This window comes from Maricaulis parjimensis, assembly GCF_016817355.1.
Taxonomy (GTDB): Bacteria; Pseudomonadota; Alphaproteobacteria; order Caulobacterales; family Maricaulaceae; genus Maricaulis; species Maricaulis parjimensis.
This window is the reverse complement of sequence record NZ_JADOTT010000002.1, coordinates 109,320-134,258: the sequence shown is the minus strand read 5'-3', so window position 1 is coordinate 134,258 and position 24,939 is coordinate 109,320. Positions and strand designations below refer to the sequence as shown.

Sequence of the window (24,939 nt, the reverse complement as noted above, 5' to 3'; positions counted from 1 at the left end):
TTTTTCTAGCCGTTTCGAACCGCCAAACCGCTTCGCTAGTAGCGGAAGGTCCGCGAGCGGGCCGGGCCGAGAATGACGGCATTCAGCAAAAGCAAATCCAGCCCGTCCAGATAGGCCCGTGTGGTGGGCGACTGGGTGAAGGCCACGACCTGGCCGGCACCATAGGAATTGGACAGGAGGAAGGGTTTGTAGGCCAGCTGGTCGGCAAACTCGTCCCACAGATATCCCCCGGCCAGGAGCTCATCGCGCGGCGCATAGCGCAGGGCGGTCTCCGCATCATCCATCGCCACCGGCGCATAGATGTCGGATCCGGTCACCAGACCCACAGCCCCATCCTCATAACCCGAGGACATCCAGGCGATCGGATTGGCGGTCAGATTGACCAGGGCGCCCGGCGAAGAGTCCGGCATGGCACCGGCTTCCGCTTCCAGGGCAGCCAGCTCCTCCGCATTGGCCAGGACGGTCCCGTCGATCACTTCGCCCGTGCCGGACCCGCCTTCACGCGGCGTGTCGGCGGCGCGTTCGCGCTGGGCCGGGATCATGCCGGTATCACTGTCAGCCAGCCAGCGGGTCGCCGAACCCAGTCCGACGACAACCCCGCCCGCGCGGGCGAAGCGCTGGATCGCCGTGCGGCCACCGCCGCCCAGCGCATCATCCAGGCCCCATTGTTCCGGAAGGATCAGCACATCATAGCGATCCAGGTCGGCACGGCTGACGGCGCCTGTGCGGATCACTGCCACCGGAATGCCGTAGCGGCGTTCCAGCACATAGCGCGTAGCGCCAGCAGACAGGGGCGACACGCCCTCATCCCAGAGCATGGCAACCTGGGGGGCCTGCATGAGATGGAAATTGTCCGAGCCCGGATTGGGGCCGTCATCGACCCAGCTGGATTCCAGGCCTTCGACATGGGCACCAATCTCGGCAGACAAGCGCGTGATCAACGCATCCAGATCGTCAGGACCGGAGCTGCGCGGAATGACAACACTGCCGCGCGGGAATTCCCGGTCGCCGACCCGGAAGGCCAGATCGGTCGTGCGCATCGGCACGCCTTCGCGGAGCAGGGCCGCAACAAGGGCCGCCTGGCCGGCATCCGTCCAGGGAATGGCATAGCCATACTCGGCCGAATGGCTGGAGGTGACCCGGGCAATCGGCATTTCCGAATTCACCGCTTCCGCCACCACAGACGGGGCGCGGCGGCAATAGGTCGGCGCCACATTGCCCATCAGCGGCAACGACCAGGCCGTCACATCATAAAGTTCATGGTCCAGGCCTTCAGACCGGCGCCGTTCCTGTTCTTCCATGAAATCGGCCGGCAGATCGGTGGTTTCCACCATCAGCGTGCGGGCCAGGCGGCCGGCGGGCTGATTGAAATTGATCAGGAAAGCCCCTTGCTCGAACCGGGCCCCGCACGCCGAAGTCCCAGGCGCCAGACGGCCCACTTCGATATCCTGGGCGGCCAAATTCCGGGCCAGGCGTTCCGCGCCCCAGCGGTTTGACGCGATGTCGAGCAGGACGGCTCCGGGTTCGCCCGTTCCATTGGCAGCCGTGAGCCTGAAATTCATGAAATTGCGCAGGAATTGCGCACGATTTTCGGCGACGGCTTCGGCCGTGGACACGCTCGCCACGAAGTGGCGGTCCACACCATCTCCATAGGTCAGCAAGGTGCCGTCCCGGCGGCGCCATTCCAGGCCGCGCGATGAGGCCTGTTCATAGGTCATCGCCACGGCCCCCTGCATGGTCGGCCACATATCGCCATAGCCCGGATAGAAGGCGTCAAAGACTTCACGCGTGTAGTAGTGATAGCCCAGCGCGTCAAAATACCGGCCATGATTGCGGCCAATCAGGTCCTGGGCCTGGCGCTGGCTGGCCAGGATGTTCGGGTTGAAGGGCTCGGCCGAGGGCGCAAAGAAGTAATAGCTGTCGCCGCTCATCTCATGGGCATCCACCACCACAACCGGACGCCAGTCGAGAATGGCCTGGACGCGACCCCGTGTTTCCGGCTGGGTGCGGGCAAACCAGTCCCGGTTCAGGTCGAACAGGTAGTGGTTGAAGCGGCCGCCCGGCCAGGGTTCGTCATGCTCAGCGGTGAAACGGTCTTCGCTCGGCTCGAGCCCGCGCGCGGCGGCGAAGGACTGGATGAAACGATTGCGGCCGTCCGGATTCTGGGTGGGATCGATCACGACGATCGTATTCTCCAGAATCGTGTCGACGACCGGATCATCCTGCGCCGCCAGAAGATGATAGGCGGTCCGCAGTCCGGCATCGGTCGAGGAGATCTCGTTGCCATGCACGCCATAGGAGAGCCAGACCACGGCCGGCAGATCGGCGATCAGTCCGTCGATCGCTTCGGTGGAAAGCCCCTGGGGATTGGCCAGCTGCTGCAGATCGGCCTGGATCGTGTCGAGCCGGCTCATCACATCGCGATTGCCGATCAGCGCATAGACCAGCGGACGGCCTTCCCAGGAACGGGCGTATTCCACGACCTGCATCCGGTCCGGAGCCGCCTCTTCCAGCGTGTAGAGATAGTCGACAGCCTGCTCCGGCGGCGTGATTTCCTCACCAAATGCGTATCCCAGCGCGCTGATGGCGCCCGGAATGGACGGATCATAGCTGGTATCCAGAGGCGAAGACTGGGCTGTGGCCCCTGTCACTCCCGCCAAGGCGGTCACCACCGCCATCACCCAAGCGCGCATATCTCAAACCCCTGTTTTTCTTCCCGTCGCCAATTAATCAGGTTTTCGCGCGCAGGCAAAAGCCCCGTTGCCGACCCCGTGCAGCCCGGCTGTGCACAGCTTCGCTGCGAGGCAAACCTGCTTGCGTGAAGGGCAGGGTTTCATGATTGATGATTGGCGTCGCCGTCGAACGCTGCAACAATCCGAATCGGGGGCTTACGTAAGGGCACGGTGAAACAGGGTTTTTCCGTGCGAGCACAAAGGATGCGCATGCGGGACGAAGCCTGGCGAATGGCCTTTGATGCCTTGGACATACTGGATGACGAAGCGCGGCAGGCCCTGGTCGAGACCGCGGACGGCCGCTTTGTCAAAGCCGGCACCACGATTATTGCCCAGGATGACGAGGATGACCTGGTCTACCTCCTTCTCGAAGGGGCGGTGCGGGTCGTGCTGCTGTCCGAGAACGGGCAGGAGATCTGGCTCGACTGGTTCGGGGCCGGCACGATTTTCGGCGAAATGGCGGCTTTGACCGGCAAGCCGCGCACTTCCGAAATCGTCGCTGAAACCGATTGCACGCTCGCGGTTCTGACGGGCGACCGCTTCTTTGCGCTGATGCGGGAGCATGGCGAGATCGGTGTGGCGCTGTCCAAAATCCTGGCCAACCGGATCTACAACACCACCCAGCGCATGTTCGAATTGTCCGCCCTGTCCGCGCCGGGCCGGATCTATGCCGAACTCTTGCGCATGTCCGAGCCGTCCACCGAAGATTCAACCCAGCGCACAATCAGCCGGGCTCCATCGATGACCGAACTGGCCCGCCGGGTGAATACGACGCGGGAAACCACGTCGCGAACGGTCAATGATCTGGAACGGCGTGGCCTGCTGCGCCGGAGCGATGATGCGTTTGAACTGGTTGATCCGGACCTATTGAACCGGATGCTCAGCGCGAGCTGACATCTGGTTACGCCGGTCCTCCAGGGAGCCGGGGGCGACCGCCCGCAGCGCGTAAAGCGGCATGTCCGGCAAATAGGCGTCTATCTCCGTCAGACCGACATATTCGCACCGCAGGCCGGGCTGGGCCGACATGGCCAGCCGCGCCGCGAAGGTCTCGCTGACGAAAATCGAGCCGGGCACCGTCACCGCCTCGATCCGCGATGCAATGGCCACCTGCGCCCCGAACGGTGCCTTGCGATGCTGGATCGGGTCTTGCCCCTCATGGACCGGCCCGCAATGACCGGCAATCCGCAGCCCCAATGTGTTGGGCAGATTGTACTGATCCAGATCGATCCGGGCGAAGGCCTGTTGAAGGATGGTGGCGGCACGCGCCGCATCCGCCACATCGGCGAAGGTGAGAAAGAACCCGTCGCCCCAGCTGTCGGAATAGAGTGGAGCCGGATCAAGACCCTCGCAAACCTCGGCCAGGCAGCCCAGAACATGCCGGACAAAATCCGGTATCCGGTCATCCGGCACCGTTGAGGATCCGCGGACATCCAGGAAGAGCATGGCCCGCAGGGCCGGATCGAACCCGGCCCTGGCCTCCGGCATGGGCAGCCGGGACACCGGCGCCGAGGCTTCGGCCCGCTGGAAGGGAATGAGGCACTGGGCCGCGCCGGTTTCACGCCAGACCCGGGCATCCCGATACGTGCCATAGGGTGTGTCCGGCTTGTCCTGACCGTCGGAAATCAGGACCTGGACCGGGCGCGTACCCAGAACCTCGGCCCGGATTCGGCTGAGCCCCATGGCAATCGAGCTGGCATGGTTGAGGCTGAGCTGGGACATGAGCTGGCGGTCCGTTGTCACCTCGACGATATCGGTCGCGTGTTCCAGACACGCTTCGCATCGCCTGACCCAGGACTGGCCGAAAGGCTTGACGGAAGCCTCCATGAAAACCGGAACGGGGACGGGCAGGACCAGTGTCAAAGGTTTGCGTGCCCGCATCGCCGCTTCGGCAAACAGGATATCTGATCCGGCCGCCAACGCGCCGTAGAGCGAGCCGATATTCTGCGCTTCAAGGGTCCCGGCAATCGCCTGGCGAAGCGTGCGCTCCCGGACCAGCCCGCCGCCCTCATCGGCCGCGCGGAAAATATGCCCGGCATAATGCGCCGGCCGGGGCGGCTCCAGCCCTGTCAGCCAGGCTTCCGGCAGGTTCAGGCTGCGTGAAACCAGGCGCAGCTGGCGCAAGGTCGTGGCATGGGCAATGAAATTGTCCCGGTCCTGCGAAATCGCCCGGCGCAGCGCCAAATTGGCGGCACCGAGTTCTCCGAGCAGGAGATAGGCCTCGGCTTCCGATGCGCACTGGTAATAGGCCTCTTCCGGGTCGTGCGGCAGGGGTGACTGGCACGCTTCCAGCACTTTTCGGGCGAGCAGGAGCGAGCGCGGCGTGTCACCGGAGAGCCGGTACATGGTCGCGGCATTGATCCCGGGATAGTGACCGCCGGTCTGCTCGAAGATTTCAAGATATTTGTCGCCGGCCTCACGCGCGCGATCCGGGAACAGGGCAGCATCCGATTCGAGGGCAACGGCTTTGAGCAGACGCGCGCCGAGGGCCAGACAGTCCTCGTCATGACGCGCCTCTGCCAGGCGGAAGCGTTCATAATCGGCCTGGGCCCGCTCCAGTGCACCGGAGCGGATCAGGCACAGGACGGCCCGGTGCCGAAGCCAGAGATCATCCGGATTGCTCCGCAAGGCTTCGACACACAGGTCATAGGCCCGGGCGAGATCCCCCCGCTTGAAGCGTTTGGCAATGCTCTCGCGCTGACCCATCGAATTCCTTCGCCCGACAATTGGTCGGGCAGGTTATCAGGGATCGCGCGGCGGTGTGATCTCGATTTTCGGATCAATGATCACGCGTGTGCGCTGATTGCCCGCTTCCTGGGCCGCCTGAATGAAGAGAGCGAAATCATAGCTCGCCTCGGTCTCGCACTGGGCACCCAGCTCGAAACTGTAGGGCGCGCAGCTGGCCCCGTTCAGCGTCAGCCATTTCAGGCCGCAGAACTGGCCGGCCGGGAGTTCCGACTTGAACTTGATCCGGGCCGGCTCGAAACCCCAGCCCGGAATGTGGACGTGGAAGATGAGGCGCGTGGGCGCCGTCACTTTTTCGTCGAAGGGACAATCCGCCAGCAGATTACAGGGCGTCCACTGACCGGCCAGCGCCTGCTGGATCGCGGTGCGCATGGTGGAAGAATCCGCGCCGGGATATTGGGCAACCGTCTCCGCAAAGGTCACGAAGATCGCGGAAATATCCGCATCCGAGAATGTATCCCGGTTTTCATCGCTGCCATGGACGACCACGAAGCCGTCACTGGCCTGGGCGACAAGGCCCAGCTGGGTCCGGTCCGGCGCGAAACCGCAATCGGTTTCGAGCTCGGTCTGGACAATCGTACCGTCAAAAGACGCCGCATCAATTCCAGGCATGGATTTCCCCTCTTTGCCCCCAACAAGCAGGCCCGGACTTGGGCCCGCGCAAAACTCGACCTATTCGGCGCTGATACGCTCGGCCCCGAGCCGGGCCTCCGCCCGCCGCAATTCGGCGCGCGTATCCAGCGGCAGGCGTTCCATCAAGGGCGAAAGGCGATGCACCATGCCGGCGCGGATCCGCGCGGCTTCCTGCATATTCCCCTGGCGCTCCAGCAGATCGGCAAAACTGTTGGCCGTCGCAGCGTAGAGATAGGTGCCCTTGGACAGACGTGCGGACCAATCCTCGATCTGCTGCAGGCTGGTCAGGAGATGGGCCAGCGACAGGCCGGCAGAATCCAGATCGCCCATCGCAATGAAGAGCCGGCTTTCGATCAGGGCCGCCTGCAGGCGCGTATCCTCGAAACGGATGCCCTGAACATCGGCCCAGGATTCATGCGCCATGAAGGAGGTGGCATCGAGATAGGCCTGACGGGCCGCATCGATATTGCCAGCCAACAGATTGGCCTCGGCCAGCCAGACGCGCTGGCGGATGCCCAGAAGCCGCCATTCCACATTGGCCGGATCATGCCGGATCAAGGCATCGGCCTCGAAGGAGGCTGTGCGCAACAGGTCCAGCGCGTCCGCAACATCCTGCGGTTCCGCGTCCACGCCTTCGACAATATGAAGGCGGGCCAGGGCGTATTCCGCCGCCATGGCACTGCGGCGGACGCTCCAATTGTCGGCATCGGACAGATGCGTCTCATAGACCTCGATCTGATCGCGCACCGCCGCCATGGCGGCTTCGCGGCCCTCGACCGGCTCGGAGACAAAGGCAATCCAGCCATAGGCATCGGCGACATCAATCCAGGCCTGTTCGGAATCGCCGGAGGCCTCGGCAATCGTCAGGAAACGGGCCAGTGCCTGGCGCATTTCGACCCGCGCTTCGGCAAGACGATCCTGATCGATATAGAGCGTGCCCAGATTGGAGTGCGCATAGGCGGCCTCCGCCTGCCATTCCAGATTTTCACTGTCGTGGGAGAGCAGACGCTCTGACAGGTCGCGATACTCGATGAAACGGGCCTCGGTGGTTTCCAGCTCATTGCGACGCCAGGCGAAATAGCCCACCCAGAACGCGCTTTGCGCATGCTCGTAGATCCGGCCCGGTTCATTCGGGTCGACCGCGATGATCCGGCTGGTCGCTTCATAGGCCGTGTTGAAATTGCGGTAGGCGCTTTCCAGATCGCCCATATCGCTGTCGATTTCGCCCAGCAAATGGAAGGCGCGCGCCCGGCGGCCCAGATCGTCCAGCGAGAGGTTTCGGGCCGATTGGCCGTCATAATACTCGATCACCTTGGCGCCGACGGCGTCCAGCACGTCGAGCCGTCCGACCGGCTCCAGTCTTGTTCTCAGGTCGCTCAGCATGAATTCAATCAGATCCTCTGCCTCGGCCTTGCGCCGTTCCGCCTCGGATCGTGCCGTGACGGCAAACACTGTTAGTGTCGCCATCACTAGCGTCAGGGCCGCCAGCGCGCCTGTGATCACCGTCACGCGACGCTGACGCCGCTGAAGATCGCGCTGGATCAACTGGTCCAGGCGCAGGTCGAGCAGACCCGCGACCAGTTTGAGCAGGGCCATCCGGCGCCCGTCACCGCTGGGCCGGAAATCTGCGGCCACCGGCTCGGCCTCGCCCGCGCCACTCCCCAGCAGGGCCGGCGGAAAACACTCCAGATCGGCCGAATGCCCGCCAGCCTGGGCGCCGGGTTCACCCGCGATGATGGCGGCCAGGATATCGCCGTCCGGATTGACCTCGCGGAAGATCCGGATCTCCGCCTCCACCCAGCGCGAACGCGCCGCTGACGGTGAACACAGGACGATCAGGGTCTGCGACTGGGCCAGGGCGCTGCGGACGGATTCCGACAGATCTCCGGAGGCCGGCAGGTCTTCACGGTCGCGGAAGATGGGGGTCAGCCTGTGCGGCACCGGTCCCTTGGACGTGTCCAGACCGACCAGGCGGGCCGGCACACGATAGGTTTCCAGCGCCTTGTGGATCCGGCTCGCCTCAGCCTGATCATCATGACTATAGCTGATGAATGCGCGAAACCCGTCCTGACCGGCCATGTCCCTGCCCCTGTTGACTGCGTCCGGCCGCATCATCGGGACAGTCCTGCCCGCACGCAACCTTACAGCGCCACGACGGGTGACGTGTTGCGGGGCTTTCAACAGGTTTGGGAAACAGGCCCGGGTTTCGGGCGACAGAACAGTTGTTTGGGGAGGAGGTGACCAGCTGCCGGGGAGGCGAAGAATGCAAGGCGAAGTTGGGGCTTCGCATTGGGCAAGGTTTGCATCTCCTCACCTCCCCGACCCTGATCTCTTCCTAGGGAGGAGAAGGGATCGCCCGTAAGCGACCGATTCAAACTACCCTAACGTGCGTGACAGCGATGTGATCCAAATCACACTTTGCAGAAAATCCGGACGATTTCACAAGGTTTCGATGAGGATTTCGCGGGCCTCGATCGTCACCCCGCCGAATCCGGCCCGGGTGTGCAACCGCACGGGCAGGAAAATCCCGGTCTCGGGGAACTCGGCAATCCAGATGGTGAGCGGGTGGCGCAGCTCGGAGGGCGTCGGATAATCCTCCGGATCATAGCCGGAAATGGGTTCGTAATAGGCTTCGCAGACGCGCGCCTCGCCCTGCCAGGCCCGGGTCCGGATACGCGACAGACCGGCATCGACCAGGCGCAGATCATAGCGCTGCTTGCCGTCAAATACGGGCAATCGGCCCTGGCAGGCCTGCCCCTCTTCCGCACCCATCCGGTCGGAGAGGGCGAAGAAGGCCGTCATCGGGTCCAGCACATCGGTGCGATCGGCGGGGCCGGCCGGCGGTTGACCGAGGGAGCCGAAGGGCGGCTCTGCCTCGGACACGGCCAGGGCATCCTCGAAGGCGACGCGGACGGTACGCACCTTGTCGCCGGTCCGCTCCACATGCGTGTAGCTGCTGGGCCGGGCCTGACCGTTCCCGCGCTCGCCGGCGACACGGGCGCGGATGTCGAAATCGGTGAACAGCGCAGCCAGGCCGGCGGCCTCGACGAAACTGTCGGCCTCATAGGCGCTGTCGGAGAAGACCGCATCCAGGCTGACTTCGCCGACCTTGAAAATCAGGACGGAGCTGGAATAGACCGCCGAGACCCGCTGCACATTGGTCCCGGGCACAGCCTCGACAGAAAGCACCGGGTCATCATCGCGCCAGCCCGCCTCGGCGACGGGCAGGCCCAGCCAGCCGAGCGCGAGCAGGGCCAGCGCTGCCGTGCGCAAACAGGCTTGGGCATCAAACATGACAAACTCCTCGGCGGTCGCAGCGAGACTGACGGGGATTCATGGCATTTTCAGGTCGATCAAGCCGGAACGGGCGCTGCCGCTTCCAATGAGACACTGTCGAGCCCGGGAATGGAGAGACCACCCTCCTCGGCCGGACCGGCCAATTGGCGGAAACCAGTGAAAAGCTCGCGGCCCATACCCGTCTGCGCGGCAGCGGGCGGAGCGGCAGGTTCACGCTCGGCAAGATCATCAGCCGCCACGACCAGACGGCCCGTCACGGCATCCAGGGAGACCCGGTCGCCATCGCGCACCCGCCCGATCAGACCGCCCAGCGCGGCTTCCGGGCTGACATGGATGGCGGCGGGCACCTTGCCCGACGCGCCGGACATGCGGCCATCGGTGACCAGGGCGACCTTGAAACCGCGATCCTGCAGCGAACCCAGCGCCGGGGTGAGACGGTGGAGTTCCGGCATGCCATTGGCGCGCGGGCCCTGGAAGCGCAGCACGGCCACGAAATCCTGGTCCAGCTCGCCGGCCTTGAACCGGTCCATGAAGTCGTCCTGGCTGTCGAAGACGATGGCCGGGGCGTTCACCTGGCGATGTTCCGGCTTCACGGCGGACACTTTGATCACCGAACGGCCGATATTCCCGTCCAGCACTTTCAATCCGCCATCAGCAGCGAAGGGATCACTGGCCGGACGAACGACATCCAGATTGGCGCTGGTCTCGACCGCATCCCGCCAGACAAGCGCGCCATCCTGGTCAAAGGGTTCGGTGGCATAGCGGCGCAGGCCCGGCCCCATGATCGTCTTGACGTCCTCGTGCAGGAGGCCGGCATCGAGCAATTCGCGGATCACGAAAGACAAGCCGCCTGCCGCGTGGAAATGGTTCACATCGGCCGGACCGTTCGGATAGACGCGGCACAGAAGCGGGGTGACCTTGGCGAGATCATCAAAATCATTCCAGTCGATCAGGATGCCGGCCGCGCGGGCGATGGCGATCAGGTGGATGGTGTGATTGGTCGATCCGCCGGTCGCATGCAGTCCGATAATGGCGTTGATAATGGCCTTTTCATCGACGATCTCGGCGAGCGGAATATAGCTCTCGCCATGGGCCACGATGGCCGCCGCCCGGTGCGCCGCCGCCTTGGTCAGCGGGTCGCGCATCGGGTCACCCGGATTGATGAAGGCCGAGCCGGGAATATGCAGGCCCATGATTTCCATCAGCATCTGGTTGGAATTGGCCGTGCCGTAGAAGGTGCAGGTCCCCGGCGAATGATAGGATTTGCTTTCCGCATCGAGCAGGGCATCGCGTCCCACTTTGCCCTCGGCATAAAGCTGGCGGACCTTCGCCTTTTCCGGATTGGGCAGGCCGGACCGCATCGGCCCGGCGGGCACGAAGATCACCGGCAAATGACCAAAGCGCAGGGCGCCGATCATCAGGCCCGGCACGATCTTGTCGCACACGCCCAGACACAGCGCCGCGTCGAACATGTTGTGGGACAGCGCAATCGCTGTCGCCATGGCAATGGCATCGCGCGAGAAGAGCGAGAGCTCCATGCCCGGCTGGCCCTGGGTGACGCCGTCACACATGGCCGGCACCCCGCCGGCAACCTGGCCGACCGCGCCAACCTCATGCAGGGCCTGTTTGATAAGGTCGGGATAGCGCTCATAGGGCTGGTGGGCCGAGAGCATATCATTATAGGCCGTGACGATCCCGATATTGGCGGAATTGCCATCCTTGAGAGCCCGCTTGTCCGCACCCGGGCAGGCGGCAAAGCCATGCGCCAGATTCCCGCAGGACAGGACGGAACGATTGCGCCCGTCCTCGCCCGCCGCACGCGTCTGGGCGATATAGGCGGCCCGCGTCGCGGCACTGCGCGCCACGACACGCTCGGTCACCTTGGCAATGATCGGATTGAGGTCTTGGGCCATCGATCGGCACCTTTCGCTTGGTCTATTCAGTCCAGTGGATTTCCAGCGCGACATCCCCGGCCCGCAACAGGGCCCGGACCGGCTGATCGGCAATCGGGCCCGGCTCGACGGCCCGTTCCAGTGCCTCCCGCTTGGAAGCTCCGGCCATCATCAGGACAATGCGTCCGGCCCCGGCAATCGCCCCCAGTGTCAGGGTCATGCGCTGGGTGTGCGGCCCGGTGACATCCGTCTGTGCAGCCTGCACCGCCGCGACACGACGACCGGACCGCGACAGGGCTGCATCCAGCCCCTGGGCGCGCGGGAACCAGGAAGCGGTATGACCATCCGCCCCCATACCCAGGACGACAACATCGGGCACACCGATTCCGTCCAACCGGCTCTCCACCTCGTCCTGCGCGTCCAACGGCGTCTCGGCGGAGGTTTTCAGTCCGATAAAGCGGGCCTTCTCCGCCGGTCCCTGCAGCAGGGTGTCGTGGATGAAATACGCATTGGAGCCCGGTGCATCGAAATCCACCCAGCGCTCATCCACCAGCACGATGGTGACGCGCGACCAGTCGAGATCCGCCTGGGAGAGGCGGCGATAGAGCGCGGCCGGCGTTGATCCGCCTGACACGGCGATGACGGCGGTGCCGCGTTCCAGCAGGGCACGGCTGAGATCATCGCGGATCCGGTCGGCCAGAAGCGCAGCCATGTCCTCGCCGGTTTCATGGACAGTGAGGGGCAAAGCGGTATCAGCGAGACAGGCCATCGAACCACTCCCGGCTTTCGCGATCGAGCATGAGGGCGGATTGGGTCGGGCCGTCCGAGCCGGCCTGGTACCCATAGAGTTTCGCCTGACCTTCATCCCAGGCCTGGTGAATCCCGTCGACCCAGCGCCAGGCGGCCTCGACCTCGTCGCGGCGCATGAAGAGGGAGAGATTGCCCCGTACCACCGCCATCAGGAGGCGCTCATAGGCATCAGGGTAATCGGCCTCGAAATGCTCGGCATAGGACAGGTTGAGCGGCACATAGCGCAGACGCAGGCCACCGGGACCGGGGTCCTTGGTCATCAGCATCAGCTTGACGCCCTCATCCGGCTGCAGGCGGATGACCAGCCGGTTGGCGTGCAGTGTGCCCTTGGCTGCTCCCACAATGTCATGGGGTATCTGTTTGAACTGGATGACGATTTCCGAGCGTCGCGAGGCCATGCACTTGCCGGTGCGCATGTAGAAGGGCACGCCCGCCCAGCGCCAATTATCGACCATGGCGCGAATGGCGACGAAGGTTTCCGTGTCCGTTTCATGCCCGACTTCCTCGGCATAGCCGGGAACCTTGTCGCCCGCGACGGCACCGGCCTGGTACTGGCCGCGCACAACATCATTGGGCACGGTCGCCGCCGTGATGGGGCGCAGCGCCTTGAGGACCTTCAGCTTTTCTGTCCGCACCGAATCCGCTTCCAGGGATTCCGGCGGTTCCATTGCGACCAGACAGGCCAGCTGGAGCAGATGGTTCTGGACCATGTCGCGCAGGGCACCGGAGCGATCATAATAGGTGGCGCGCTTTCCGGCACCGAGTGTTTCGGCCACGGTGATCTGGACATGATCGATCCCGTTGGCATTCCAGAGCGGCTCGAACAGGTAATTGGCAAAACGCAGGATCAACAAGTTCTGGACCGTTTCCTTGCCGAGATAGTGGTCAATCCGGAAGATATTGTTTTCGCGGAAGACTTCGCCGACCTTGTCATTGATTTCGCGGGCCGTGTGGAAGTTCGAACCGATCGGCTTTTCCAGCACGATGCGGGCATTCCACGTGTTCAGCGACTGGCGCGCCAGACCGGCGCAGACCGAGCCATAGATTGAGGGCGGCAGGGCGAGATAGTAGAGGCGGATCTTGTCCTCATTGGGATCCATCGCCGCTTTCAGATCATTCCAGTCATCCCCGTCGCGGGACACATCCAGCGGAGTGTAGTGGATAAGCTGTGTGAAACGGGTCCAGTTGTCCTCGCGTTCCGCGCAGGCATCACCGGTCATGATGTGGGTGGCGGCCAGGGTGCGGAAATCCTCGTCGCTGAGCCTGTCGCGAGCCGCGGCGATGATGCGGCTGTCCTCGGTGATCTGGCCGTCGCACCAGCGGTGGAAAAGCGCCGGGATCAGCTTGCGCAGGGCGAGATCGCCCGTGGCGCCAAAGACAACGATATCAAACGGTTCAACTGGGACGAGTTCGGCCATGTGCGCTTTCCGGTCGTGGGGTTTCCCGCAAGTCAGGATACCACTGTATAGCGAGAATGTTACCCCTACCATAGCGCTGATCATTGGTCGACCGGGACGGGTAAATCCCCGTCACCTGCAACCAATTGTCGCTGTGCGTTTTGGGCACATGGCGGGCCAGTTCAGCGTGGGTAAATTGGCCGCAACGCCATGCGCAATCATCGCGCATTCTTGTGAATTTGGCACATCAACGCCTTGAATTTCCGGCAAGGGAGCGATTCCGGCCGGAGCGAACGGAAAGCCTGGACATGGCCCGGACAGACACAAGCCAGACCGCCCCCTTCCTGCAGCGCTATGTGATGGAGGCGGTGCCACGCTACACCTCCTATCCGCCCGCCACCCGTTTCCATGACGGTGTGGGAGAGGCGGACTGGGCGAGCTGGATGGACGGACAGACGACGCGGCCGGTTCTGTCGCTCTATGTCCACATCCCGTTTTGCAAGACGATGTGCTGGTATTGCGGCTGCAACACGACCGTGCCCAACAAGGATGACCGGATCGCGCGCTATCTGGACGCGCTGGACGCGGAGATCGCAAACCGGCCCGTCCCTGCCGACGGGATCGTCAATCACATCCATTTCGGTGGCGGGTCTCCGGACATGCTGTCACCGGAACGCTTCGGCCGGATCATGGACGCATTCCGGGCCCGGTTCGAGATCACGGCCAATGCCGAGATCGCCGTCGAACTGGATCCGCGTGGTGTCACGGAAGAACTGGCCGCCGCGCTGGCGCAGGCTGGCGTCACCCGGGCCAGCCTGGGCGTTCAGGATCTCTCCCCGGAAGTTCAGAACCTGATCCACCGGATCCAGCCGGCCGAGACCGTCGCCCGCGCCGCGATGCGACTGCGCCGGGCGGGCATCCACGCGATCAATATGGACATCATGTACGGCCTGCCGGCCCAGACGGTGGAACGGGTCGAGGCGACAGCCCGCGCCGTGGCCGATATGGGTGCCGACCGGGTCTCGGTCTTCGGCTATGCCCATGTGCCCTGGTTCAAGAAACACCAGCGCGCCATTCCCGAGGACCGGCTGCCGGGTGCCCGCGAACGCTTCGACCAGATGCAGGCGGCGTCCGCCTGCCTGAAGGAAAGCGGATATGACGCGATCGGTTTCGACCATTTCGCCCGCCCGGACGACAGCCTCGCCCGGGCCGCGCGGGCCGGCCGGCTGCGCCGCAATTTCCAGGGCTATACGGATGATCCCTATGACGTGCTGATCGGCTATGGCGCCTCCTCCATCAGCGAAGCCCGTCAGGGCTATATCCAGAACCTGACCGATCCGGCGCGCTATGCCGCGGCCATCGAAGCCGGCGAACCCGTTCTGGTGCGCGGCCTGACCCGCACGGAAGAGGAATGCGAAACCGGTGCGCGTATCGCCCGCCTCCTGTGCGATTTCCAGGTGGAGGCCGGAGCGGACGGGTTCGATCCTGACGCCCTGGCCGACATGATGGCGGACGGGCTGGTGGAAGTGGACGGCGACATGCTGCGCGTCACCCATGCCGGACGCTCCTATGTGCGCAATATCGCGGCCCGGATCGACCCGGCCTTCCAAGCGGCCGCGAACCAGCACAGCCAGGCCGTTTAGAGCGACACAGGGAACCCCTTCTCCCCCACCGGGGAGAAGGTGGCCCGAAGGGCCGGTTGAGAGGCAGGCGCGTAAGCGGCCAGGAAAGATTCTTTGAGGCGTCCTGCGGACGCGCCCCTCACCCCTCGCCATGCTCGGACCTCTCCCCAGCGGGGGAGAGGTGGTGACGAGGCAGATTACGCCATCATCCCGCCGCAAAACTCTCCGAGAGGTAATCCGGCCGGCCCATAAAAGGGGAGGACTTCCACAGGGAGGTCTTATAGAACCGGGCAGGACAGTCTCGGTGAACTGGTGTGAGAGCCCTTCTTCTTTCAGCTTGCGTTTTCTGCGTTGCGGGCCCGGCCTGGGCCCAGCCCCTTGCCCAGGTGGAAGGGGTTGAGGACGCACAATTGCGGGAAGCGCTGATCGAGGCGATCGGCGAACGCTCTGCCACCGCGAACGGGTCTTCCAGCGCCCTGCGCCAGGCCCGCAATGCGGCGAGCCGGGCGCGGCGCCTGCTGCGCTCCCAGGGCTATTACGCGGCTACGGTGACACCGGCACTGGGCGTGGATCGCCAACCCCTGCTCCGGATCGAGACCGGACCGCGCTTCGTGGTGTCCTCGGTGGCGGCCCAGACCGGTGAGGATGAGCGCGCCCGAGACACCGTCATCCAGGCGCTCGACCTGCCTCTGGACAGTCCGCTTGTTGCGCAGGCCGTCATTGATGCTGAAGCGCGCGGGCTTCGCTCCCTGCAGGAACAGGGCTGGCCCGATGCGAGCGTGGGCGAACGCGATGTCGTGGTGGACCATGCCAGCCATACCAGCCAGCTGACCTTCCGCTATGCGCCGGGCCTCTGGTCGACCTATGGCGACATCCAGAGCACCAGCCCGGACTGGCACGCCCCCTTCATCGCCCGCATCTCACCGCTGGAAACCGGCGCACCGGCCAGCCGGGATGAGATGCTGACCTATCAGCGCCGGCTGGACGCGCTGGACAGTGTGCGGTCTGCCCGGGTCAGCCTGGGCGAGGTGGATGCGGACGGCAACCGGCCGGTCCTGGTCGAGCTGACCCCGGCCAACCGGCACTCTATCGAAACCGGGCTGAGCTATTCCACCAGCGAAGGCGGCGGCGGCGAGGCGCGCTGGATCCGGCGCAATCTCCTGGGCAGTGACGAGACCCTGACCCTGTCCGGGAATTTGGCCACGCTGAACCAGTCGCTGGGCGCCGAAGTGATGCGTCCGCACTGGCGGCGCTTCAACCAGACCCTCTATGTCCATACCGAGCTGAAGGCCGAGGACACGGACGCCTATACCCAGGACCAGGCCGAGATCGGTGCCGAAATCACCCGCCAGGATGGCCGCCGCCTGTACGGGGCCGGCGTGCGCCTGGACTGGTCCGATGTGACGGACGCGGCCGGGCAGCGCGAAGTCATCACGGCCGCGCTGGACCTGGTGGCCGGTTATGACAGCCGCAATGATCCGCTGGATCCGACCAGCGGTATTCGCGGCCAGGTGAAAGTGACGCCGGCAACCACGCTGGGCGATTGCGACTGCCATTATGTCCAGCTGGAAGCCCGGGCCAGCACCTATTACGGGCTGGGTGACAATCTGGTCGCGGCCGCCCGCATGCGCCTGGGCAGCGTGCTGGGCACCAGCGCCACAGCCATGCCGGCCGACCAGCGCTTCTATGCCGGCGGTGGCGGTTCGGCGCGGGGCTTCGACTACCAGTCACTGAGCCCGCTGGCCGCTGACGGCACGCCCTTTGGCGGTACGTCCGTGGTGGAGACGAGTTTCGAACTGCGCTGGCGGGTCCGCGAACGCTGGGGCGTGGTCGGCTTTGTCGACAGTGCGATGGCGTCGGATACCAGCCAGCCGGACTTCTCCAATATTCGCAGCGCGGCAGGCATTGGTGTGCGCTATTATTTCGACTTCGCCCCGGTGCGCGTGGATATCGCCACACCGCTGGACCGGCGCGATGGCGAAGACCCGTTCCAGATCTATTTCAGCCTAGGACAGGCCTTCTAGATGGCGCCCCGCCGCCCCCTCCTCGCCCTGGCGCGCTGGATCGGCCTGATCGGGCTGGCCCTCATCCTTCTGGGTGTGGGACTGCGCTATGCGGCCAGTTCGGCGCCCGGCCGCTGGGCCCTGATGAACATGCTCGATGGCCGCGTCGTGGCCGGCCAGACGCTCAGCCTGGAAGGCTTGAGCGGGGACCCGCTATCCAGCCTGCGTCTGGCCCGCCTGACGCTGAGCGATGCGGACGGGGTCTGGCTCGACGCCGAAGAGATCGCCCTGGACTGGCAAGCCGGCAGCCTGACGGCCGGACCCTACCAGATCGACCGCCTGACAGCGGAGCGCGTCCATCTCCTGCGCCGGCCCGTCATGCCGGAGCGGGCCCCGTCCGGCGAGACTGGCCCACCGCAAATTCCCGCCCTGCATCTGGGCGTGCTGGCGATTACCGAGCTTGAGCTGGATGAAGGCGTCGCCGGACCGGCGGCCCGGCTGCAGATCGAGGCCGGCGCCGATATCGGATCGCTGCGCGAGGCGTCCGGCCGCATCCGGATCGAACGGCTGGACGCACCGGGCGATTATCTCCTGGCGGATCTCGATCTGCGCGGAGACCGGGTCTCCGGCTCCCTGGATGCGCATGCTGCGCCGGATGGTGTTCTGGCCAGCCTGGCCCGCCTGCCCGGCCGTGAACTGGATGCGAGCGGCCAGCTGGATGGCAATTGGACCAGCGGGTCCGGCGAACTCAGCCTGCTGGCGGACGGGCAGAGCCTGTTGCAGACCCAACTGGGCTGGACCCAGACCGGCTGGCAGGCCGAGGGCCGTGCCCATGTTCGCAATTGGGGGCTCTTGCCGGAAGACTGGCAGGACCTGGTCGAGCAAGCTGATTTCCAGGCCCAGGGCGGACGGGAAGCAGGCTTCAGCCTGTCCAGCGCCACGGCGCGCAGTGAAGGCGGTGAAGTTGAACTGCGCCCGGTTGGTGGTGCGGATCAGGCCAGCTGGGATGTGGCCGCCTCGATCGGCCCCCGCCTGATAGGGGCGCTGAGCCGGGGAGCGCTGGCCGGTGACCGCCTGGCCTGGCAGGGCCGGGTCAGCCGGGATGAGGCCGGCTGGCATTTGCGCGGAGACGCCGACGCCCATGCGCTGGCCTATCAGGACTACCGGCTCGGACAGGCCGGCGGCCCGCTGGATATGGACTATTCCGGATCGGTCCTGCTGATCGACACGCAGCTTGACCTGGCTGGTATGCACACCGGTCAGGAAAGACTGGATGAGGTCCTCGCCGAAGACACGCATGTGTCGCTGACCGGGCAATGGCAGGGTGACAGCCGCACGATCGATATCGAGACGGCGCTGCTGACCAGTCCGGCCGGCCAGCTGACCGCGAGCGGGCTCTACCCGCTGGACGGCACACCCGCCCTCACCGCGACCCTGGACCTGGTCGATGCCGGCCTGCTGCAGGACGAGCTTTCCGGACCGGTGCAGATCCGCCTGTCAGCCGCCTCCCTGGATGCGGCGCTGATCGAGCTGGACGGCCAGACCGTCCGCTGGCCGGATCGGGCCGGGGGCATGCTGGACGGGCTGAATGCCGAGATCCGCCTGTCCCGCGCCGGCGAGGGCTGGCGGTTTGAAGAGATCGATCTGGCCTCGAACGGACTGGTTCTGGACGCGCGCGGATTGTGGTCGGCGAACGCCTGGACGCTGGAGGGCGATCTGGCGGTCTCCGGACGCTTGCCGGTGGACCGGCTGGAACTGGATGGCGCACTGGCGACCGCCTTCAATGCCCGCTCCGACACGACCGGCCTGACCCTGCGCAGCGTGACACGCACCACCGCCCTGTCGGCGGGCAGCATCCGCCTGGACGAACCGCAAATCCTGCTGGAAGCCACGCGCCGGGCGGGGGTTCTGGATGCGGACTGGGCGATCACGGCACAGCGCAATGGCAAGCCGGTGGCCCTGTCGGGAAGCGCCGGCTGGTCGCCTGACGCCTGGCATGTGGACATCGCGGAAGGCCGGCTGAGCCCCTTCGCCCTGACCGGGCAGGCGCAGCAGGAAGCGGGCGAGATCACGGCCGGGCTGGAGATCGAACTGGGAGACCGGGCGTCGGCCAGTCTGGCCTTTTCCGGGTCCCAGTCCGATCTGCGCGCAGGCCGGATCGCGGCACAATTCCAGCTCCATGGTCATGATTTCTCCGGCGGCTATATCGAGGCTGCCGAGCTGAGCCTGACGGGACCGCTCTCGGGCCTGGACATCGAGAGCACGGTCTCCGGCGAGCTGCGCAGTCCCTTCCGTTTCACCACGACCGGCCAACTGGCTGTGGCGGAAGCTGGCGGTATCGATCTGACCCTGTCGCCGCAGGGCCGCTGGGCGATCCATGACATTACCAGTCCCGAACCTGTGCATCTGAGCGTCGGGGAGGCCGGGCTGGACCTGACGGCCGCGCTGGCCCTGGGCGCGGGCGAGATCCGCCTGCACTATCGCGATGGAGCGGCCGCGCGCGACCTGGTCCTGTCCATTGACGCCCTGCCGATCTCCGCCCTGTCCGATATTGCCGCCATGCCGGCTGCCAGCGGCCGCCTGTCCGGCGGAGCCGAGCTGGCCGAACTGGAAGCGCTTTGGCAGGGACAGGCCTGGATGGACGTGCAGGACCTGGTCTCCGCGGGCGATGAGGATATCTCGCCGATCCGCATCCGCTCGGACATGAGCCTGACGCCGGAACGGCTGCGCGTGGACACAAGCCTGACAGGCGCGGAATTGGAGACGACGAGCTGGCTGGAACGAGCCGGGCCGACGCCGAGCCTGGCGGCTTTGCTGGGTGAGGAAGATGCGGCGCTGACGGGGCAATTGGTGACGAATGGCGACCTCGCCGCCATCGCCCCGCTCTTCCTGCCGGAAACCGTGATCCTGCAACGCGCCCGCGTGGAAGGGGATGTCGAACTGGCAGGACAACGCGGCACGCCGGAATTCGACGGACGCATTGCCGTGAATGGCGGTCAGGTGCGCGTCACCTCGACCAATACCGAACTGCGCGGTCTCCGCCTGCGGGCCCGGTTCGACGGCAATGGGTTCGACCTGGTGCGGTTCGAGGCCAATGATGGCCGCGACGGCCAGATCAGTGGCAGCGGCCAGGTGCGCCTGCCCGTGGAAGGACCGCGCGGCGAGGCGAGCTTCACCTTCCGGCAATTGCTGGCCACCCACCGGCCCGACCTGACGGTGCAGGTCAGCGGCGATGCCGCGATGACACTGGATGGCAGCGGCCTGTTGATCTCCGGCATGTCCGTGCTCGACCAGGTCCGCGCCGAACCGGCGCTCAACGGCGCCGCCGCCATCCCGCAGCTGGATGTCCGCGAAATCAATCTGCCCAAAAACCGCAGCGCCCAGACGCGTTCGGCCCTGCCCGTGCGGCTGGATTATGCGGTGCAGGCGGACCGGAATGTCTATGTCAGTTCGCGCGCCTTTTCCTCGGAATGGGGCGTTGATTTGCGGGCGACCGGTCCCAGCGGCAAGCCCAATCTCAACGGCATGGCGACCCTGGTCGGCGGCAGTGCCTTTGTGCTGAACCGGCGTTTCACCCTGGATGAGGGCGAGCTGCGCTTTGACGGGTCGCCGGGCGATGCGCGTGTCGACATCACCGCCTCGCACCGGCGCACAGGCTTTGCCGCCGAGGCCCGGGTGACCGGACCGGTCAGTGCGCCGCGCATCACCCTGTCCAGCGAGCCAGCCCTGCCGGAGGACGAGATCCTGTCCCGTCTCCTCTTCGAAGAGTCCGTCAGTGAGCTGGGGGCTTTCGAAGCCGCCCAGCTGGCGGCCCAGCTGTCCGGCCAGAACCTGCTGAACATTGTCGGCCAGCTGCGTGATTTTGCGGGCATCGACCGGCTCGACCTGTCGACCGATGAGGATGGCAATATCGCGGTGACGGGCGGGCGGCGCTTTGGTGACAATGTCTATGTCGAGGTTGGAAGCTCCGGTGCCTCGGCCCTCTCCCAGGCCCTGGTGGAATGGCAGCTGACGCCGGAACTCAGCCTGTTGTCCCGGATTTCCGCGGACACGAATGCCGAAGTCGCCCTGCGCTGGAGGCGCGATTATTGAACCGGTCTCAGCTTGCAACCCACAAGGGGTCAGTCTACCCAAGACATACAAGGTGTTGTGACCTGGACTGCGGTGGACGACGCGCATGAAATCCTTCCTGATTGCCCTGATCAAACCGACCGGCGCCTGGGCGCGCTGGCTGGTCTTCCTGATGCTGGCCGGCATCGTGGCCGCCGGCGTGCTGGGCCATCTGGACACGGTCCGCGCTTTTCTGGACACGGATGCACTGACCTTCCAGGTCGGCAATGTGCGGATCAGTGCCTACACCGTGCTGCGCGCGCTGGTGGTTCTGGCTCTGGTGTTCTGGACCACGGCCATCATCGTGGATGTGGTCGATCATCGTCTGGAAAAGCTGACCAAGATGCGCGCGACGACGCGCATCCTGGTGACCAAGGTCTTCCAGATCGCGATCTATATCCTGGCCGGCCTGGTGGCGCTGGACATGATCGGGCTGGACCTGACCACGCTGACCGTGTTCGGCGGCGCGCTGGGTATCGGGCTGGGCTTCGGCCTGCAGAAGATCGCCTCCAATTTCATCTCCGGCCTGATCCTGCTGCTGGAGCGCTCGGTGGAGCAGGAAGACCTGATCGAACTGCCCGATGGCACGACCGGTTTCGTGCGCCGCTCCTCGGCCCGCTACACGCTGATCGAGACTTTTGACGGCAAGGAAATCCTGGTCCCGAACGAGGATTTCATCACCAATCGCGTGACCAATTGGACCCTGTCCTCCACCAAGGCGCGGATCCAGATCAATCTTGGCGTGGCCTATGGGTCGGACCTGGAAAAGGCGCAGGCGCTGATCCTGGAAGCGGCGCTGGAACATCCGCGCTGTATCGAAGACCCGGCCCCGCAATGCTTCCTGCTGAATTTCGGCGAGAGCTCGGTCGATTTCACCCTGCTCTTCTGGGTCGAGAATGTCGTGGACGGGCGCTGGGCACCGCAAAGCGAGGTCATGTTCGCGATCTGGCGGAAATTCCGCGAGAACGGGATCGAAATTCCCTTCCCGCAACGCGATCTCCATATCAAGTCCGGGGAGGTGAAGGCCGATGTCTGATGCGTCCGGAATTCTCTACGCCGCCGCCATTGACGGCCAGGGCGGCGGCACACCGCTGAGCCATGGCGATATTGCGGCCCATATCAAGGCGGACAGCCTGGCCTGGATCCATCTGGATGCGCTCCACCCGGAAGCGCGCAACTGGATTTCCGAAGAGCTGGACTATCTCGATCCGCTGATCGTCGACGCCCTGCTGGCCGATGAAACCCGGCCGCGCCTGGTGGAGTTCGACCAGGGCGCGCTGATGATCCTGCGTGGCGTGAATCTCAATCAGGATGCCCAGCCGGAAGACATGGTCTCGATCCGGTTGTGGATCGATGCCCACCGGATCATCACCATCCAGCGCCGCCCGCTCAAGGCGGTCAAGGACATCCAGGAACGCCTCGCCACCGGTCAGGGGCCCAAGCATTCCGGCGATTTCATCGCCATGCTGTCCGCCCGCCTGTTCGAGCGCATGGAACCGGTGATGACGGAGTTGCACACCGCCCTCGATGATGTCGAGGAAATGGTGATGGACGAGCCCAGCATTGAGGAACGTCAGACCATCAATACGCTGCGCCGCCAGGCGATCATCTTCCGGCGCTATTTCGCGCCCCAGCGCGATGTCGTGGCGCAGCTTCGGACCATGGATTTTGTCTGGTTGGACCCGCCGGCCAAACGCCGCCTGCAGGAAAATCTCGACCGGATCACCCGTTATCTGGAAGACCTCGATGCGATCCGCGAGCGCGCCCAGATCGTCAAGGACGAGCTGGCGAATGCGCTGGCCGACCGGATGAACAAGAATCTCTACGTCCTGTCCCTGATCGCCGCGATTTTCCTGCCACTGGGCTTCCTGACCGGTCTGCTGGGCATCAATGTCGGCGGCATTCCGGGCTCCGACCTGGGCAGCGCCTTCTGGTGGTTTGTCGGCATCCTCACCGCTATCGGGATCGGCCAGGTCTGGCTGTTCCGGAAGATGAAATGGTTGTGAAAACGGCCGGTTAACCCGGCCGCTCTCCATAGCCAGGATGCTTGGTCAGCGTGTCCCAGCGATCCAGGATTTCCGGTTCGAAGACGGCGGTCTGCCACCGTCCTGGCGGCACTTCCTCAAACCCGACCGAAACCGACGCCTTGCCATTGTGCAGGATGTCGGCGACGCCCTGCACGATATGATCGGTCAGGCGCAGCTTCTGGTCCGGCGTGCTGCCGGGCCAGAGTTTCACAACGATATGGGGCATGGCCCTACTCCGGATCGTTGGCGAGGTATTCCTCGTCGGTGACATGCTCCATCCAGGTAACGGCGCGACCGTCCAGGGATTCCTGGATGGCAATATGGGTCATGCTGTCGTGGGGCGTAGCGCCGTGCCAGTGCTTGCGGTCCGCCGGGCACCACATGATGTCGCCCTCGTGGAATTCGATCTTCGGACCGCCCTCCACCTGCGTCCAGCCGACACCTTCGGTAACGATCAGGGTCTGGCCAAGCGGGTGCGTATGCCAGGCCGTGCGCGCGCCCGGTTCAAAATGCACGATGGCCCCGGAAACCCGGGACGGTGCTTCGCGCTGGAACAGGCCGGTGATGGTGACCTCACCGGTGAAGGTTTCCTGCGGACCCTGGATCACTTGCTGATCGGCCTTGCGCACAATGTCCATGAGCATCTCCTCCATGAGATTGTCCTTTCCTGCAAAGAGTGCAGGGCCGGCACCCGGGAGCGCCGACCCAAACAGCTTAACCCTCAAGATGAGTCTGGAAGAAGTCATCCAGCTTGGCGAAGGGGATCAGATCGACCTTGTCGTAAAGATCGACATGGCCCGCGCCCGGCACGATGAAGAGTTCCTTGGCATCACCGGCCCGCTCATAGGCATCTTCAGAGAAGTAGCGCGAGTGGGCGTTTTCCCCGATCACGAAGAGGATCGGGCGCGGCGAAATCCAGCCGATCTTGTTCAGCAGGGCGAAATTGATGAAGGAAGCCGCACTGGTCTGGGTGAACTGGGTGATGGAATTGGGGTGATAGCCGCGGGGGCGGGAATAGAATTCCCCGAATTCACGACCGATCGGATGCGTGTCCTCGTCGATTTCCAGCGGCGAACCACGCTCACTCAGAGCGGCCGTGCCGCTCTCGAAATCCGCATAGCGCTGATTGGCAATCGCCTGCAACCAGCCCTGGCGCTCGGCATCGGTCAGCGTGTCGGCGAAGCCCTTCTCGTGATAGCGCGAGATATCATACATGGAGACGGTGGCGACGGCCTTGATCCGCGTATCCACCTGGGCGGCGCTGAGGCCGAAACTGCCACTGCCGCAAATCCCGATCACGCCGATCCGCTCACGGTCCACAAAAGGACGCGTGCCCATGAAGTCGACAGCGGCGCTGATATCCTCGACGAACACGTCCGGGGAAGACAGGTGGCGGGTATCCCCGGCACTGTCACCATTGAAGGACGGGTCGAAGGTCAGGACGGCATAGCCGCGCTGGGCCATTTCATTGGCATAAATGCCCGGCCCCTGTTCTTTCACGCCGCCATAGGGCGCACCGACGATCAGGGCCGGATAAGCACCCGCCTCGTCATGATCCTTGGGCAGGTAGAGCTCGGCGGAAACCTTGATCCCGTAGCGCGTCCGGTAGGACACGGATTGGCGGGAGACGGTGTCACTCAGTTCAAAAATATGGTTGGGCATGATGGCCTCTCC

At 64.7% G+C, this 24,939-nt stretch carries 17 protein-coding genes; 6 read left to right on the top strand and 11 right to left on the bottom strand.

What is annotated here, in order from left to right; genetic code table 11:
- Positions 1-35 precede the first annotated feature (35 nt).
- Complete coding sequence (locus I0K07_RS04200; RefSeq protein WP_203291578.1) at positions 36-2,693, bottom strand: M14 family metallopeptidase; 2,658 nt, start codon at positions 2,691-2,693, stop codon at positions 36-38.
- Positions 2,694-2,942: 249 nt separating this feature from the next.
- Between I0K07_RS04200 and I0K07_RS04195 the strand changes: the two genes are divergently transcribed.
- Entirely contained in the window at positions 2,943-3,626 is a 684-nt protein-coding gene (locus I0K07_RS04195; protein WP_203291577.1) for a Crp/Fnr family transcriptional regulator, read from the top strand.
- On the opposite strand, the gene I0K07_RS04190 is transcribed toward I0K07_RS04195, so the two are convergent.
- The 7 genes from I0K07_RS04190 to zwf all read right to left on the bottom strand — a co-directional run bounded on the left by I0K07_RS04190 (position 3,597) and on the right by zwf (position 13,524).
- Positions 3,597-5,435, bottom strand: coding sequence for a tetratricopeptide repeat-containing protein (locus tag I0K07_RS04190; protein WP_203291576.1), 1,839 nt, complete (start codon positions 5,433-5,435; stop codon positions 3,597-3,599). The genes I0K07_RS04195 and I0K07_RS04190 overlap by 30 nt on opposite strands.
- A 36-nt stretch (positions 5,436-5,471) precedes the next feature.
- On the bottom strand, positions 5,472-6,086 hold the full coding sequence (locus I0K07_RS04185; protein ID WP_203291575.1) for a hypothetical protein: 615 nt from the start codon (positions 6,084-6,086) through the stop codon (positions 5,472-5,474).
- Between the two features lie 60 nt (positions 6,087-6,146).
- Positions 6,147-8,186, bottom strand: coding sequence for a toll/interleukin-1 receptor domain-containing protein (locus I0K07_RS04180; RefSeq protein WP_203291574.1), 2,040 nt, complete (start codon positions 8,184-8,186; stop codon positions 6,147-6,149).
- A gap of 360 nt (positions 8,187-8,546) precedes the next feature.
- Positions 8,547-9,401 carry a DUF3108 domain-containing protein gene (locus I0K07_RS04175; RefSeq protein ID WP_203291573.1) on the bottom strand — a complete coding sequence of 285 codons (855 nt, stop codon included), beginning with the start codon at positions 9,399-9,401 and terminating at the stop codon, positions 8,547-8,549.
- Positions 9,402-9,460: 59 nt separating this feature from the next.
- Entirely contained in the window at positions 9,461-11,317 is a 1,857-nt protein-coding gene (edd, locus tag I0K07_RS04170; protein WP_203291572.1) for a phosphogluconate dehydratase, read from the bottom strand.
- Positions 11,318-11,339: 22 nt separating this feature from the next.
- Positions 11,340-12,065, bottom strand: coding sequence for a 6-phosphogluconolactonase (gene pgl / locus I0K07_RS04165; RefSeq protein ID WP_203291571.1), 726 nt, complete (start codon positions 12,063-12,065; stop codon positions 11,340-11,342).
- Positions 12,049-13,524 carry a glucose-6-phosphate dehydrogenase gene (gene zwf, locus I0K07_RS04160; RefSeq protein WP_203291570.1) on the bottom strand — a complete coding sequence of 492 codons (1,476 nt, stop codon included), beginning with the start codon at positions 13,522-13,524 and terminating at the stop codon, positions 12,049-12,051. The genes pgl and zwf overlap by 17 nt, the downstream gene beginning before the upstream one ends.
- Before the next feature lie 287 nt (positions 13,525-13,811).
- On the opposite strand from zwf, the gene hemN reads away from it, so the two are divergent.
- From hemN to I0K07_RS04135, 5 genes are all read left to right on the top strand, one after another.
- The gene (hemN, locus tag I0K07_RS04155; protein WP_203291569.1) at positions 13,812-15,146 is read left to right on the top strand and encodes an oxygen-independent coproporphyrinogen III oxidase; all 1,335 of its coding nucleotides are present in this window, start codon (positions 13,812-13,814) and stop codon (positions 15,144-15,146) included.
- 293 nt (positions 15,147-15,439) lie between these two features.
- Positions 15,440-17,149, top strand: coding sequence for a BamA/TamA family outer membrane protein (locus tag I0K07_RS16025; protein WP_203291568.1), 1,710 nt, complete (start codon positions 15,440-15,442; stop codon positions 17,147-17,149).
- The gene (locus I0K07_RS04145) at positions 17,150-21,220 is read left to right on the top strand and encodes a translocation/assembly module TamB domain-containing protein (protein ID WP_203291567.1); all 4,071 of its coding nucleotides are present in this window, start codon (positions 17,150-17,152) and stop codon (positions 21,218-21,220) included.
- Positions 21,221-21,305: 85 nt separating this feature from the next.
- The gene (locus tag I0K07_RS04140; RefSeq protein WP_203291566.1) at positions 21,306-22,274 is read left to right on the top strand and encodes a mechanosensitive ion channel family protein; all 969 of its coding nucleotides are present in this window, start codon (positions 21,306-21,308) and stop codon (positions 22,272-22,274) included.
- Positions 22,267-23,244, top strand: a complete 978-nt coding sequence (locus I0K07_RS04135) for a zinc transporter ZntB (RefSeq protein WP_203291565.1) — start codon at positions 22,267-22,269, stop codon at positions 23,242-23,244. The genes I0K07_RS04140 and I0K07_RS04135 overlap by 8 nt, the downstream gene beginning before the upstream one ends.
- 10 nt (positions 23,245-23,254) lie before the next feature.
- On the opposite strand, the gene I0K07_RS04130 is transcribed toward I0K07_RS04135, so the two are convergent.
- The 3 genes from I0K07_RS04130 to I0K07_RS04120 all read right to left on the bottom strand — a co-directional run bounded on the left by I0K07_RS04130 (position 23,255) and on the right by I0K07_RS04120 (position 24,927).
- Positions 23,255-23,491 (bottom strand): tautomerase family protein, encoded by a 237-nt coding sequence (locus I0K07_RS04130; protein ID WP_203291564.1) that lies wholly within the window; start codon positions 23,489-23,491, stop codon positions 23,255-23,257.
- Between the two features lie 4 nt (positions 23,492-23,495).
- Positions 23,496-23,918 carry a (R)-mandelonitrile lyase gene (locus tag I0K07_RS04125; RefSeq protein WP_238934518.1) on the bottom strand — a complete coding sequence of 141 codons (423 nt, stop codon included), beginning with the start codon at positions 23,916-23,918 and terminating at the stop codon, positions 23,496-23,498.
- A gap of 61 nt (positions 23,919-23,979) precedes the next feature.
- Entirely contained in the window at positions 23,980-24,927 is a 948-nt protein-coding gene (locus I0K07_RS04120; RefSeq protein WP_203291563.1) for an alpha/beta hydrolase, read from the bottom strand.
- Positions 24,928-24,939: the final 12 nt, after the last annotated feature.

Bases quoted from the DNA above. Each gene is read 5' to 3' on its own strand.
- I0K07_RS04145 (WP_203291567.1), top strand. From the start codon at position 17,150: ATGGCGCCCCGCCGCCCCCTCCTCGCCCTGGCGCGCTGGATCGGCCTG.
- I0K07_RS04130 (WP_203291564.1), bottom strand. From the start codon at position 23,491: ATGCCCCATATCGTTGTGAAACTCTGGCCCGGCAGCACGCCGGACCAG.
- I0K07_RS04175 (WP_203291573.1), bottom strand. From the start codon at position 9,401: ATGTTTGATGCCCAAGCCTGTTTGCGCACGGCAGCGCTGGCCCTGCTC.
- edd (WP_203291572.1), bottom strand. From the start codon at position 11,317: ATGGCCCAAGACCTCAATCCGATCATTGCCAAGGTGACCGAGCGTGTC.
- pgl (WP_203291571.1), bottom strand. From the start codon at position 12,065: ATGGCCTGTCTCGCTGATACCGCTTTGCCCCTCACTGTCCATGAAACC.
- I0K07_RS04125 (WP_238934518.1), bottom strand. From the start codon at position 23,918: ATGGAGGAGATGCTCATGGACATTGTGCGCAAGGCCGATCAGCAAGTG.
- I0K07_RS04200 (WP_203291578.1), bottom strand. From the start codon at position 2,693: ATGCGCGCTTGGGTGATGGCGGTGGTGACCGCCTTGGCGGGAGTGACA.
- I0K07_RS04190 (WP_203291576.1), bottom strand. From the start codon at position 5,435: ATGGGTCAGCGCGAGAGCATTGCCAAACGCTTCAAGCGGGGGGATCTC.
- I0K07_RS04185 (WP_203291575.1), bottom strand. From the start codon at position 6,086: ATGCCTGGAATTGATGCGGCGTCTTTTGACGGTACGATTGTCCAGACC.
- hemN (WP_203291569.1), top strand. From the start codon at position 13,812: ATGGCCCGGACAGACACAAGCCAGACCGCCCCCTTCCTGCAGCGCTAT.
- I0K07_RS04140 (WP_203291566.1), top strand. From the start codon at position 21,306: ATGAAATCCTTCCTGATTGCCCTGATCAAACCGACCGGCGCCTGGGCG.
- zwf (WP_203291570.1), bottom strand. From the start codon at position 13,524: ATGGCCGAACTCGTCCCAGTTGAACCGTTTGATATCGTTGTCTTTGGC.
- I0K07_RS04180 (WP_203291574.1), bottom strand. From the start codon at position 8,186: ATGGCCGGTCAGGACGGGTTTCGCGCATTCATCAGCTATAGTCATGAT.
- I0K07_RS04135 (WP_203291565.1), top strand. From the start codon at position 22,267: ATGTCTGATGCGTCCGGAATTCTCTACGCCGCCGCCATTGACGGCCAG.
- I0K07_RS04195 (WP_203291577.1), top strand. From the start codon at position 2,943: ATGCGGGACGAAGCCTGGCGAATGGCCTTTGATGCCTTGGACATACTG.
- I0K07_RS04120 (WP_203291563.1), bottom strand. From the start codon at position 24,927: ATGCCCAACCATATTTTTGAACTGAGTGACACCGTCTCCCGCCAATCC.